Source organism: Nocardiopsis kunsanensis DSM 44524, from assembly GCF_000340965.1.
GTDB lineage: Bacteria > Actinomycetota > Actinomycetes > Streptosporangiales > Streptosporangiaceae > Nocardiopsis > Nocardiopsis kunsanensis.
The window spans coordinates 92,695-105,296 of sequence record NZ_ANAY01000018.1 but is presented as its reverse complement, the minus strand read 5'-3'; the positions used below and the strand labels follow the sequence as shown (position 1 = coordinate 105,296).

Genomic DNA, 12,602 nt, shown 5'->3' with positions numbered 1-12,602 from the left:
GGGTCCGTGGGGGGAACTCCTCCCGGGAACTGTAGGCCGCCCGGGCCCGGCGCGCCGATCAGGCGTGCCGGGGACGAGCACGGTCCGTACGGCGGCCGCGGTCCGGTCTTCCGCCCCTTCGCGCGGGCCCGGGGCCTGACGGAGGATGGCTGATGCGCCGGTCGTCGAGTAAGTTGCCGGTCCGAGGGGTGGCTCATCGCGTGGACGGTCGCCGCCGGACTCGTCGCACCGGTGACTCGCGAGAAGGAGGAAGGCGGACGCGTGCCCAGAGTGCAGAGTGACACCAAGGCCGAGATCCGCGACGTGGCCATGGAGCTGTTCGGGCGGCAGGGTTACGAGCGGACCAGCCTGCGGGAGATCGCCGAACGCCTCGGCCTCACCAAGGCCGCGCTCTACTACCACTACCCCTCCAAACGCGACCTGCTCGCCGCTCTGGTGAACCCTCTGGTCACCGAGGCCGCGCGGCTCCTGGAACGCCACGCGGGCGGGGTCGGCGCCGAGGAACTCCTGGGCGAGTACTTCGACCTGTGCGTGCGGCACAGCGATCTGGTGTCGGTCGTGCTCAACGACGTCACCGCGCTCTCGGAGGCCGGGCTGATCGAGAGCGTGGTCTCCGTGCGCCGTCGCCTGGACGCACTCCTGATCGGGGTGGCCCCGGGCACCCCCGCCAGGATGGGTGCCGTCGTCGCTCTCGGCGGGATCCAGGACATCGCCGTCATGCTCCCCGCCCACGAGGCCGGTCAGCACCGGGCCCGTGCGGTGTGGATCGCCATGGCCGCACTGCGCAGCGGTACCGCGCCTGGCCGCGCCGACTGACACCGTGCCACCGGGCTGCCGGGGCGCGGGGCCGGTCCGGCAGCCCGGACCGGTGGGGTCGTCCTGCACGGCGCCCGGCCGTACGGAACCGCGCCGAGGGCGTTCGCCGTGGCCGGAAGGCTGGTGGCGGGTGGGCCGGAGCGGAGTCCGGGCCCGAAGGAGAATAGGATTTCGGCGGGTCCCGACCCACTGCCAAGCAGTAACCGAAGAGACGGAGATGACCGTGGCGTCCATCGAGTCAGTACAGGCGCGGGAGATCCTCGATTCCCGGGGCAACCCGACAGTCGAGGTCGAGGTCCTGCTCGACGACGGCACCCTGGAGAGTGCGGGTGTGCCCAGCGGTGCCTCCACCGGGCAGTTCGAGGCGGTCGAACTGCGCGACGGCGGCGGCCGCTACGGCGGCAAGGGCGTGGCCAAGGCGGTTGCTGCGGTCAATGACGAGATCGCCGGCGAGCTGTCGGGCCACGACTCGGACGAGCAGCGCATCATCGATCGTGCGCTCATCGACCTGGACGGCACCCCGGAGAAGTCGCGCCTGGGTGCGAACGCGATCCTGGGAGCTTCCCTGGCGGTTGCCAAGGCGGCCGCTGCCGAGACGGGGCTCTCGCTGTTCCGCTACATGGGCGGCCCGAACGCGCACGTGCTCCCGGTCCCGATGATGAACATCCTCAACGGTGGTGCGCACGCCGACAGCAACGTCGACATCCAGGAGTTCATGGTCGCGCCGATCGGCGCCCCGACCTTCGCCGAGGCGCTGCGTTGGGGCACCGAGGTCTACCACTCCCTGAAGAAGGTCCTGAAGTCGTACGGCCTGGGCACGGGTGTGGGGGACGAGGGCGGTTTCGCCCCGAACCTGGACAACAACCGTGCGGCCCTGGACCTGATCGTCGAGGCCATCGAGAAGGCCGGCTACACCCCGGGCAGCGACGTCGCACTGGCCCTGGACGTGGCCGCCACGGAGCTGTTCTCCAACGGTGTCTACACGTTCGAGGGGCGCGAGCGTTCGGCCGAGGACATGGCGGCCTACTACACCGAGCTGGTCGAGGCCTACCCGCTGGTCTCCATCGAGGACCCGCTCGACGAGGAGGACTGGGAGGGGTGGAAGACCCTCACCGCCGAGCTCGGCAGCAAGGTCCAGCTCGTGGGTGATGACCTGTTCGTCACCAACCCGGAGCGGCTCCAGCGCGGGGTCGACGCCGACACGGCGAACTCGCTGTTGGTGAAGGTCAATCAGATCGGCACCCTCACCGAGACCTTGGAGGCCGTCGCCCTGGCTCAGCGCAGCGGTTACACGGCGATGATCAGCCACCGTTCCGGTGAGACCGAGGACACCACGATCGCCGACATCGCCGTGGCCACCAACGCCGGCCAGATCAAGGCGGGTGCCCCCGCGCGCAGTGAGCGTGTGGCCAAGTACAACCAGTTGCTGCGTATCGAGCAGGAGCTCGCCGAAGCCGCGGTGTACGCGGGCGTGTCGGCCTTCCCGAGGTTCCGCGGGCGCAGCTAGTCTGCCCCAGTGTCCCGCGAATCCAAGCAGTCCCCAGCAAAGGGCAAGAAGAACGCCAAGTCCGCCGAGCGTAACGGAGCGGGCAAGGCGGGCGCCGGGGTCGGCGCCGCGCGCTCGCCCGGGGGCAGCAAGACGGGACCCGTGAGCAGGAGCACGGGCCGCACCCGGCAGCGGGTGCGGCCCATGCTCACCAGCCGTGCGGCGATCCTGGCCGTGGTGGTGTGCGGAATCGCGCTGACCCTGGCCTATCCGCTGCGCGAGTACGTGGCGCAGCGTGCCCACGTGGCTCAGCTCCAGGAGGAGCGTGAGCAGATGGAGGGCAGCATCGCCCACCTGGAGGAGCGGGCCGAGGAACTCTCCGAGGACGAGTACGTCGAGCGTGAGGCGCGCACACGGCTGCATTACCAGTACCCGGAGGAGACCGCCTACATCGTGGTCCGGCCCGAGGACGAGTCCGACGCCGAGGAGGAGGACGAGTCGGAGGAGCCGTGGTTCTCGGCCCTGTGGGATTCGGTGGAGGAGGCCGACGACCCGCACAGCGGCCATGACCGCTGACCGGAGCGGTACGGATGCCCCCGTCCTGCGCTCGTGCAGGCCGGCTCCGGGCGCTGTCGTGCCGGGGAAGACATGAGGGTCCATTTCACTGGGTAGCTGGTCCGTGACAGAGCGTTTTCCCTTGGGTGGAGAAAACGTACGTGACCACGGTGAAGGAAGAACCATGTCCGAACAGCGACCGGGCCGAACCGCGACTGGTCTGACCGGGAATCCGCTTCGGCTCGGGGCCCTCGTCGTCGGGGTCGTCTTCTTGTTGGTGGGCCTGATGGGGTTCATCCCGGGGGTGACGACCGACTTCGACCAGATGAAGTTCGCCGGCCACCAGTCGGAGGCCGAGCTCCTCGGCCTCTTCCAGGTCTCGGTGCTGCACAACCTGGTCCACCTGGCCTTCGGCGTGGCGGGGATCGCCATGTCGGCCACCACCATGGCGGCCAGGATCTTCCTCATCGGCGGTGGTGTGATCTATCTCGTTCTGTGGTTGTACGGGCTGGTCATCGACCTGGACAGCGCTGCGAACTTCGTGCCGCTGAACACGGCGGACAACTGGCTCCATTTCGTCTTGGGCGTGGGCATGATCGCGCTCGGACTCCTTCTTCCCCGCGGCGTCGGCGCACGGCGCTGACGCACCGGGCCGCCACACGGGCGGGCCCCGGCCTCCGTTCCGGAGAGGCCGGGGCCCGCCCGTTTTCTCGGTCCGAGCCCCTCATGGCCACGGTCGGTCGTCAGCGTTCGGCCACGTACCGCTCGTTGGGCACACAGTGGGTCATCTCCAGGCCCGACACGTCCCGGGGGCCGTTCTCCCCCAGACGGCCCATGCGTTCGCGGTCCTCGTCGGTCGGGTCCTGGCTCTGCAACGGCTCCAAGTGGGAGACGTCGCCGGGGGCGATCCCCAGCCCTTCGCCGACGCGCAGGCCCAGTTCGTCCTCGACCAGGAGGAAGTGCCAGACCATGCGCTCCTGGATCGGCCGGTCACACTGCAGGAGCATGTTCGTGAAGTTCTTGACCAGATCGTCGCGCTCCCACTGTTCCATGAGCCGGAAACGCTGGCCGGCCTGCTTGTAGTCGTTCGTGAGCGGGATACGCGAACGGGTGAGCCGCCCCCGGATCTCCGGCCCCTGTTCGTCGTTGGTGGGGTACTGCCCCTCCCGGAGCCCGCCGGTGATGGAGGGCTCGTAGTTGACGTGCGGGCTCTTCCCCGCGGTGTCCTGGTAGTAGGTCATCAGGCCGTCGCGCTGGTTGGTGCGCACGGGGCTGTGCTTGGCCTGGTTGACCGGCAGCTGCAGGTAGTTGGGGCCCACCCGGTAGCGCTGGGTGTCGCTGTAGGAGAAGGTGCGCCCGACCAGCATCTTGTCGTCGGAGAAGTCCAGGCCGTCCACGAGCACGCCGGTGCCGAAGGAGATCTGCTCGTTCTCGGCGAAGTTGTTCGACACGTTGCGGTCGAGAACGATCCTGCCCACGGGTTTGGGCGGGAAGTCCTGCTCGGGCCAGGTCTTGGTGTCGTCCAGCGGGTCGAAGTCGAGCTCGGGGTGCTCCTCGTCGCTCATCATCTGCACCAGCAGTTCCCACTCGGGGTAGTCGCCGCGGTCGATGGCCTCGTGCAGATCCTTGGTGGCGTGCCCGGTCTCGTGCGCCTGGACGTTGGCGGCGTCGTCCTCGGTCATGCTGCGTACACCCTGCTTGGGCATCCAGGTGTACTTGACCAGGACCGTGTCGCCCGCCTGGTCGACCCACTTGTAGGTGTTGACCCCGAAGCCCTGCTGGTGCCGGTAATCGCTGGGGATGCCGCGGGGACTGAAGAGGTTGACCAGCATGTGCAGGCTCTCGGGGCTCTGCGACATGAAGTCGAAGATCCGGTTCGGTTCCTGGTGGAAGGTCACCGGGTCCGGCTTCAGGGAGTGGATCACGTCGGGGAACTTGATGGCGTCGCGGATGAAGAAGACCGCGAGGTTGTTGCCCACCAGGTCCCAGTTGCCGTCCTCGGTGTAGAACTTGATCGCGAACCCCCGCGGGTCGCGTGCGCACTCCGACGAGTCACGGCCCCCGATCACCGTGGAGAAGCGCAGCGCGATGTCGGTGCGCTTGCCGCGCTCCTGGAAGAGTTTGGCGCGCGTGTACCGGTCGATCGGCTCGTCGCCCCACGTACCGTAGGCCTCGAAGAACCCGTAGGCGGTGACCCCGCGCGCGTGGACCACCCGTTCCGGGATCCGTTCCCGGTCGAAGTGGCTCATCTTCTCCAGGAAGTGGTAGTTCTCCAGGGTCGCGGGCCCCCGCTTGCCCACCGTCCTCTGGTTCTGGTTGTCGTAGACGGGGTGGCCCTGGCGGTTGGTGAGGATCTCGCGGTCGTCACCGGGCGCGGACCCCTGGCTGGATACGTCAGTCATACGACTCGTTCCCCCCGACGTGTCGCTCTGAATGCTTCCGATATCCACCTGCCCTGCAGAGCCCCGTGTGACCCACGACTCGAGGAGTTCTTGACCTGTTCACAGGTGTGCCGGAGACCTCCTCCGGCGGGTGGCCCCGGCCGGGCCCGGGGCCGCGGTGGTCCTTCATCGGGCCTATGCTGGATCGGTCATGACTTCCGCAGATCAGCCCGCCTCCATTCCGCAGGACGGCCCCGTCGACGCCCGTGACGTCGCTGCCGTCGAACGCCAGCTCGGCCGTCCCCCGCGCGGGGTCCGTGCGGTCGCCCACCGGTGCCCCTGCGGGCTACCGGACGTGGTGCGCACCGCGCCCCGGTTGGAGGACGGAACCCCGTTCCCGACGTTGTACTACTTGACGTGCCCCCGCGCCGCCTCCGCCATCGGACGGATGGAGAACGACGGGGTGATGCGGCACATGCAGGAGCGCCTGGGGGAGGACCCGCAGCTGCGGGCTGCCTACACCGGGGCGCACGAGGCCTACATCGCCGAACGCTCGGAGCAGGCGCGCGTGGACGGGCTGGAACCTCTGCCGGAGGGGATGCAGAGCACGGGCGGCATGCCCGACCGGGTCAAGTGTCTGCACGCCCTGGTCGCCCACGAACTCGCGGTCCCGGGTTCCAACCCCTTCGGCGCCGAGGCGCTGGAGGAGCTGCCCGAGTGGTGGGCCAAGGGCACCTGTGTGTGTACGGGAGAGGACGCCTCCGAGGCCAGTGAGGGGAGTGGCTCATGAGCGGGGTCGCTGCGATCGACTGCGGGACCAACTCGATCAGGTTGCTGATCGCCGAGATCGTGCACATGGACGGTGACGAGGTCGAGGTGGTCGACCTCGACCGCCGGATGGAGATCGTCCGCCTGGGCGAAGGCGTGGACAGGGCCGGGGCTTTCTCCCCCCAGGCGTTGGAGCGCACGTTCACGGCGCTGCGCGGGTACGCCGATGCGATCCGGGCCCACGGCATCGAACTGGGGCCCGAGACGGTGCGCATGGTGGCCACGAGCGCCACGCGTGATGCCGCCAACCGCGACGAGTTCGTGGAGGGTGTGCTCGGGATCCTGGGCGTGGAGCCCGAGGTGGTCACCGGTCTGGACGAGGCGGAGCTGTCCTTCGTGGGGGCCACCGCCGAGTTCGACGTCGAGGACGGACAGGGGGGACACCCGTCCCCGTTCCTGGTCGTGGACATCGGCGGCGGTTCCACCGAGTTCGTGCTGGGCGCCGACGCGGAACAGGACGAACTGATCCGTGCGTCGCTGTCGGTGGACATGGGTTGTGTGCGTATGGCCGAGCGACACCTGCACGACGATCCGCCCACGCGGGAGCAGATCGAGGAGGCCACCGCCGACATCGAGGCGGTCCTGGACGAGGTCGAGCGCACCGTGCCGTTGCGTGAGTCCGGTTCGGTGGTGTGTGTGGCCGGGACGGCGACCACGGTCGCCGGGATCGCCGCGGACCTGCCCGAGTACGACTCCGAGCGTATCCACCACACCCGTGTCGGGGTGGCGGACCTGGAGCGCATCAGCGCTGAGCTGCTGCGCTCCACGCACGAGGAGCGGGCCGCGATCGGGGTCATGCACCCGGGCCGTGTGGATGTGATCGGGGCGGGTGCCCTGGTTCTGTCCAGGGTGGTGGCCCGCACGGGCGCGGACCACTTCACCGCGAGTGAGCAGGACATCCTCGACGGGGTCGCCTGGAGCCTCGTTCCCTGAACCCCACAAGGGTCTTTCAGGGGGCCTTCAAGGGACCTACGGGTGAGACGCATCACCTCGCCAGACCCTTGTGAAGGCATTCACAACCACTGTGATCTGCGAAAACATCAGAAGCTACGGTCCAGAGATGGTCGAAAGGTGATCCCTTGTGAACCTTCTCTGCCGGTAGATGCTTGTGAAAGAATGCACAAGCAGTCATTGACCGGGCGACCGAGGAAACCGTTAGGGCGATATGCGATGACCGAGAGCAGGAACTACCGGCTGGTACACGGCGGAGGGGACGACACGGAGATCCCGCACGTCCTCGTCGTCGGTGGCGGCTACCTCGGGTTGTACACCGCGAGGCGGTTGGAGAAGAAGCTCGGTGCGGGCGAGGCCAGGATCACCGTCGTCGACCCCAACGCCTACATGACCTACCAGCCCTTCCTCCCGGAGGCCGCGGCAGGCAGCATCTCCCCGCGCAACGTGGTCGTGCCGCTGCGCAAGGCCTTCGACCGCGTACGCGTGCTCGGCGGACGCGTGGTCCGCATCGACCACGCCGAGCGCCGCGTGCGCTACGAGCCGAACGCGGGCGAGTCCGAGACCCTCCACTACGACCACCTGGTCATGGCCGCGGGTGCCGTCTCGCGTACCCTGCCGATCCCCGGGCTCGCCGAGTGGGGCATCGGCATCAAGACGGTCGAGGAAGCCGCGTACCTGCGCAACCACGTCCTCAACCAGCTCACCATCGCCGACTCCACCAGCGACCCCGTGACCCGCCGCAAGGCGCTGAACTTCGTGTTCGTGGGGGGCGGTTTCGCCGGGGCCGAAGCCGTCACCGAGCTCGAGGACATGGTCCGCGACGCCGTACGGGTGCACCCGACCATCGACCAGGACGAGGTGCAGTTCTACCTCATCGAGGCCGCCGACAAGGTCCTGCCCGAGGTCGGTCCCGAGGTCGGGGAGAAAGCCCTCAACCAGATGCGCCGCCGCGACATCGACGTGCGGCTCAACACCTTCCTGGAGTCGGCCACCGACCAGCACATCAAGCTGAGTGACGGCACCGAGTTCGACTCGGCCACCCTGGTGTGGACCGCCGGCGTCAAGCCCAGCCCCGTCGTGGCGGCCAGCGACCTGCCGCTGGGGCCCAAGGGCCACGTCGACACCAGCGAGTACCTGACCGTGAACGGTGTCGAGAACGCTTTCGCGGGCGGCGACAACGCCCAGGTGCCCGACGGAGAGGGCGGCTTCTACCCGCCCAACGCACAGAATGCCGTGCGGATGGCCCCCGTGCTGGCCGACAACGTCATCGCGGCCCTGCGTGGGGGTGGGATGACCGCCTACAAGCACAAGAACCTCGGTGCGGTCGCCGGCCTGGGTATGCACAAGGGCGCCGCCCAGCTCATGGGCAAGATCAAGCTGACCGGGCGTCTGGCCTGGTACGCCCACCGCAGCTACCACCTCATGGCCGTTCCGACCTTCAACCGCAAGCTGCGGGTGCTGGCGGACTGGACCCTGGGGCTGTTCCTGCGCCGGGAGATCGCCGCTCTGCCCGACATGTCCGAGCCGCGCCAGGCGTTCGAGGAGGCCGCCCACCCGCAGGTCGAGGACGGGCACCTGCTGCGCCGCGCCAGCTGAACCGGGAACCCCTCCCCGGCGCCACGCGCGGGTCCGTGTGCAACGCGGACCACCGTCGCCACAAGAGGTCCGGCCCTCCCGCGGGAGGGCCGGACCTCTTGTGGCCCCTTCCGGCCAAGGCGCGTCAAAGTGGGTCATCCTCCCGGCCGGTAGGATGGGTCCGCCCTCGTAGCCCAACGGTAGAGGCAGGCCCCCTAAAAGGGTCACAAGTGTCGGTTCGAATCCGACCGGGGGTACCACGACCGGTCCCGGAGCGCCGGGACCTCAACCTTCCGGGGACTGCTGTTCCATCAGCAGCTGCAACTGTGTGAACAGGCGTTCTCCCGGGTCGCCCAGATCGATGCCGCTGACCGTCGCTGCGCGGCGCACCCGGTAGCGCAGGGTGTTGGGATGGATGTGCAGCCGTTCGGCCGCTGCCCGCGCGTCCCCGAACGCCTCCAGATAGGTCAGCAGCGAGTGCACAAGGTCCGCGCCCCCGGCCCGGTCGTACTCCAGGAGCCGCTCCACCCTCGGGTCGCGCAGCGAGGGGTCCTCCCGCAGACGTGCCAGGGTCTCGCTGATGAGTACACGCGAACGCACGTCGGAGATGGTGGCCACTTCCCAGTCGGTGTCGCGGTCCAGGTCGCGGCGCATGGCGTCCAGGACCCGGTCCGCCTCGGCGCGGGAGTCGGGCACCTCGGACAACCGGTCGACCAGCGAACCGATGGCGGCCTGCACCTCCAGGTCCAGGGCCGAACGGGCGGCGGCGACCGTCTTGCGGGTCAGCGACAGCACGGAATGCTCCGTGCCGCGCCGCCCTTCCCGGCCCGGCACGAGGTCGGGCAGCAGCACGTAGACCCGCCCCTCCAACTCGGTGACCAGGGAGCTGCGCCGGTAAGCAGCCGTGTGCACCGAGACCAGGTCGATGAGCCGGCGGCGGCGCAGTTCCCGTTCGGGCCGGTCGGGGCGCTCCTGAGCAGAGTCCTCCGCCGACGCGGCGGGGGTGGGGGAGAAGGCGACCACGAGGGCACCGCGGTCGGAGCGCACCTCGACGGTGTCGGCCAGCGCGCTCGCGTCGATACGTCCCTCCAACAGGCTCGAGAGCAGGTCCTCGCGCAGGCGGAGCCCCGCGCTGGTGCGGGTGCGCTGCCGGATCATCTGCAGCGCCGTGGTGCGGGCCGCGCCGAGCAGGGCCTCTTCCGCGCGTTCGGTCAGTGGTTGGTCCCCCTCCTGCACCCAGATGGTGCCCAGGGGCTGGTTGCCCGCGTGGATGCCGACCGCGAGGCGGCGCCGGAGCCCGAACTCGGGATGTTCGTCGATCCGTACGACCTCCTCGCCGGACCGCAGCCGGGCGAAGACCCCCCATTCACGCAACATCGCCAGGTAGGACTCCGGGCCCCGCCGTCCCAGGACCGACAGGCGGCGCAGTTCGTCGACCTCGGCGCCGCTGGAATAGGCCAGGACCCGGCTCGCGGAGTCCTCGATACTGACCAGGCCGCCGGTGAGCCGGGCGATGGTCTGTGCCATGGAGAAGAGGTCGCCGCTGGACTCGGCGAGGTCGTCGGTGCTGGCCAGGCGTGCGTCGATGATGCTGCGGCACACCGACTGCAGCTGGTCCCAGCGCACCTCGGAACGTACCGAGAGCAGTGCGACCCCGGCCTCCTCCGCTTCCGTGCGCAGGGCCTGCAGTTCGTCACCGCCGGCTCGCCGGCTGCGTCCGCCCGGAGGGGCAGGCAGGACCTCCTCGTCGGCACCACTGACCTTGACCGTGACCGCGGTGGCGCCCTGTTCGGCCAGAGCGCGCACGAGCCTGCGGGCCGCGCCGCCCCGTGCGCCGATGAGGAGCGCGAGGTCGCCGGGGCGCGACTCGACACGGTCCTCGGGGTCGACGATGACGACGTTGTCCACCTGCACATCGAGGCCGTGGGGCGCGGCGGCCACGTCCACGACGGGATCACCCAGGGAGACCAGGAGGCGGCGCAGGGGCAGACCGGGGTGGGGTTCGGGCGTGGCCCCGTTGTGGTCGGCCGGGGTGCCGGGGAGAGTGGGGCTGCTGTGGCTGCCGTTCGGCCGGTGCCCGGCAGGGGCCGGTGTCGGGTCGTTATTGCTCATGGTCGTTCCATTTTGTCCTACAGAACAAAGAAGTGCGGAGAAGAATGGCTCGGCCCACAAGGCTTCGAGGTCCGGGTTCTGGGATTCTGACGGTGGATCGAACCCCCTGTGAGTCACAGGGACAACCTTCAGGGAGGTGCCCATGGACGCCGTGACCAACGTGCCCGTGCCGGTGAACGAGCCCGTCCTCTCCTACGCGCCCGGCAGCCCCGAGCGCTCAGAGCTCGAGGCCACGCTGTCCGAGCTCGCCCGGGAGAGCATCGACCTGCCTCTGCGCATCGACGGGAAGAGCCGGATGGGCGGCGGCGAGCCCATCGACGTGGTGCAGCCGCACAAACACGCCCACGTCCTGGGCACCATGCGCAACGCCACCCACGACGACGCGCGCGACGCCGTCGCCGCCGCCAAGAAGGCCGCCCCTGCCTGGCGCGCGATGTCCTTCGACGACCGCGCAGCGATCCTCCTGCGCGCCGCCGAGCTCCTGTCGGGCCCCTGGCGCGCGACCATCAACGCCGCCACGATGCTCGGCCAGTCCAAGACGATCCAGCAGGCCGAGATCGATGCCGCCTGTGAGCTCATCGACTTCTGGCGCTTCAACGTCTCCTACGCCCGTGAGCTGATCTCGCAGCAGCCGCTGAGCGTCAAGGGCGTGTGGAACCGCATGGAGCAGCGACCGCTCGAGGGTTTCGTCTACGCGGTCACCCCGTTCAACTTCACCGCGATCGCCGGAAACCTGCCGACCGCGCCCGCCCTGATGGGCAACGTCGTGGTCTGGAAGCCCTCCCCGACGCAGCAGTTCGCCGCCGAGCTGACCATGCGTCTGCTGGAGGAGGCCGGTATGCCGCCCGGTGTCATCAACATGGTCACCGGTGACGGGCGCGCCGTCTCCGACATCGCGCTGAACGACCCCGAGCTGGCCGGTGTGCACTTCACCGGTTCCACCGGCACGTTCCAGCACCTGTGGAAGAGCGTGGGCGAGAACATCGCTTCCTACCGCTCCTACCCGCGCATCGTCGGTGAGACCGGCGGCAAGGACTTCATCGTCGCCCATTCGTCGGCCGATCCGGAGGTCGTGCGCACCGCGATCGTGCGCGGCGCCTTCGAGTACCAGGGCCAGAAGTGCTCGGCCGCCTCGCGGGTCTTCGTCGCCCGCTCGGTGTGGGAGCGGATGCGCGACGACCTGGTCGCCGAGACCGAGGCCCTGACCATGGGCGATGTCTCGGACCTGTCGAACTTCATCGGTGCCGTCATCGACCGTCGCTCCTTCGACAAGCTCAGCCGGGTCCTGGAGGAGGCCGAGGCCGACCCGACCCTGAAGATCATCGCCGGCGGTACCGTCGACGACTCCGTCGGTTACTTCGTGCGCCCGACCGTCATCGAGGGCACCGATCCCTCCAACGACGTCTTCAGGACCGAGTACTTCGGGCCGATCGTGGCCGTGCACGTCTTCGAGGACACCGAGTACGAGGAGATCCTCGGGACCGTCGACCAGGGCTCGGCCTACGCCCTGACCGGTGCCGTCATCGCCCGCGACCGCGGTGCCGTGGCCAAGGCCGAGGAGGCACTGCGTTTCACGGCCGGCAACTTCTACATCAACGACCGGCCGACCGGCTCCATCGTCGGACAGCAGCCCTTCGGCGGTGCCCGGGCCTCCGGTACCAACGACAAGGCCGGCTCGGCGCAGAACCTGGCGCGCTGGTCCAGCCCGCGTTCGGTGAAGGAGACCTTCGTCGCCCCGACGAGGTCCTCCTACCCGCACCAGGAGTCCTAGGGCTCCGTTCCGGCGCCCCCTCCGCCGTCCTGAGGGGGTGCCGTATCCGTGCGGACGCGCGGCCCCGGCCCGCGTCCGCCCGGCACCCCGCAGGAACCCACCGGGGCGGCTCTGCACCGCCGCC

Annotated in this window: 10 protein-coding genes and 1 tRNA gene; 9 read left to right on the top strand and 2 right to left on the bottom strand. The window is 69.3% G+C overall.

Translation table 11 applies throughout. From position 1 onward, the window contains the following. Positions 1–261: 261 nt before the first annotated feature. The 4 genes from D456_RS0113540 to D456_RS0113520 all read left to right on the top strand — a co-directional run bounded on the left by D456_RS0113540 (position 262) and on the right by D456_RS0113520 (position 3,500). Entirely contained in the window at positions 262–816 is a 555-nt protein-coding gene (locus D456_RS0113540) for a TetR/AcrR family transcriptional regulator (RefSeq protein WP_026115844.1), read from the top strand. Between the two features lie 223 nt (positions 817–1,039). After that, positions 1,040–2,323 carry a phosphopyruvate hydratase gene (gene eno, locus D456_RS0113535; RefSeq protein WP_026115843.1) on the top strand — a complete coding sequence of 428 codons (1,284 nt, stop codon included), beginning with the start codon at positions 1,040–1,042 and terminating at the stop codon, positions 2,321–2,323. A gap of 9 nt (positions 2,324–2,332) precedes the next feature. Beyond that, positions 2,333–2,878: an FtsB family cell division protein gene (locus D456_RS0113525; RefSeq protein WP_230480148.1), complete on the top strand. Its 546-nt coding sequence runs from the start codon at positions 2,333–2,335 to the stop codon at positions 2,876–2,878. Between the two features lie 163 nt (positions 2,879–3,041). Beyond that, a complete protein-coding gene (locus D456_RS0113520) occupies positions 3,042–3,500 on the top strand; it encodes a DUF4383 domain-containing protein (RefSeq protein WP_017576718.1) in 459 nt (152 codons plus the stop codon). Between the two features lie 100 nt (positions 3,501–3,600). On the opposite strand, the gene D456_RS0113515 is transcribed toward D456_RS0113520, so the two are convergent. After that, positions 3,601–5,259 carry a catalase gene (locus tag D456_RS0113515; protein WP_017576717.1) on the bottom strand — a complete coding sequence of 553 codons (1,659 nt, stop codon included), beginning with the start codon at positions 5,257–5,259 and terminating at the stop codon, positions 3,601–3,603. A gap of 190 nt (positions 5,260–5,449) precedes the next feature. On the opposite strand from D456_RS0113515, the gene D456_RS0113510 reads away from it, so the two are divergent. From D456_RS0113510 to D456_RS0113495, 4 genes are all read left to right on the top strand, one after another. Beyond that, complete coding sequence (locus D456_RS0113510; RefSeq protein ID WP_017576716.1) at positions 5,450–6,028, top strand: DUF501 domain-containing protein; 579 nt, start codon at positions 5,450–5,452, stop codon at positions 6,026–6,028. Continuing rightward, positions 6,025–6,999 (top strand): Ppx/GppA phosphatase family protein, encoded by a 975-nt coding sequence (locus tag D456_RS0113505; protein ID WP_017576715.1) that lies wholly within the window; start codon positions 6,025–6,027, stop codon positions 6,997–6,999. Before D456_RS0113510 ends, D456_RS0113505 begins: the two co-directional genes overlap by 4 nt. Before the next feature lie 237 nt (positions 7,000–7,236). Then, the gene (locus D456_RS0113500) at positions 7,237–8,616 is read left to right on the top strand and encodes an NAD(P)/FAD-dependent oxidoreductase (protein ID WP_017576714.1); all 1,380 of its coding nucleotides are present in this window, start codon (positions 7,237–7,239) and stop codon (positions 8,614–8,616) included. A gap of 162 nt (positions 8,617–8,778) precedes the next feature. Next, positions 8,779–8,855: transfer RNA gene (locus D456_RS0113495), tRNA-Leu, on the top strand. 25 nt (positions 8,856–8,880) lie between these two features. Here the strand turns inward: D456_RS0113495 and D456_RS0113490 are convergent. Further along, the gene (locus D456_RS0113490) at positions 8,881–10,707 is read right to left on the bottom strand and encodes a helix-turn-helix domain-containing protein (protein ID WP_017576713.1); all 1,827 of its coding nucleotides are present in this window, start codon (positions 10,705–10,707) and stop codon (positions 8,881–8,883) included. Positions 10,708–10,849: 142 nt separating this feature from the next. Here D456_RS0113490 and pruA point away from each other — a divergent pair, with 142 nt between their 5' ends. Next, a complete protein-coding gene (pruA, locus tag D456_RS0113485) occupies positions 10,850–12,478 on the top strand; it encodes an L-glutamate gamma-semialdehyde dehydrogenase (RefSeq protein WP_017576712.1) in 1,629 nt (542 codons plus the stop codon). The last annotated feature ends 124 nt before the right edge of the window (positions 12,479–12,602 follow it).

Coding starts and splice junctions, on each gene's coding strand:
- D456_RS0113520 (WP_017576718.1), top strand. CDS start 3,042: ATGTCCGAACAGCGACCGGGCCGAACCGCGACTGGTCTGACCGGGAAT.
- D456_RS0113515 (WP_017576717.1), bottom strand. CDS start 5,259: ATGACTGACGTATCCAGCCAGGGGTCCGCGCCCGGTGACGACCGCGAG.
- D456_RS0113510 (WP_017576716.1), top strand. CDS start 5,450: ATGACTTCCGCAGATCAGCCCGCCTCCATTCCGCAGGACGGCCCCGTC.
- D456_RS0113505 (WP_017576715.1), top strand. CDS start 6,025: ATGAGCGGGGTCGCTGCGATCGACTGCGGGACCAACTCGATCAGGTTG.
- D456_RS0113500 (WP_017576714.1), top strand. CDS start 7,237: ATGACCGAGAGCAGGAACTACCGGCTGGTACACGGCGGAGGGGACGAC.
- D456_RS0113490 (WP_017576713.1), bottom strand. CDS start 10,707: ATGAGCAATAACGACCCGACACCGGCCCCTGCCGGGCACCGGCCGAAC.
- pruA (WP_017576712.1), top strand. CDS start 10,850: ATGGACGCCGTGACCAACGTGCCCGTGCCGGTGAACGAGCCCGTCCTC.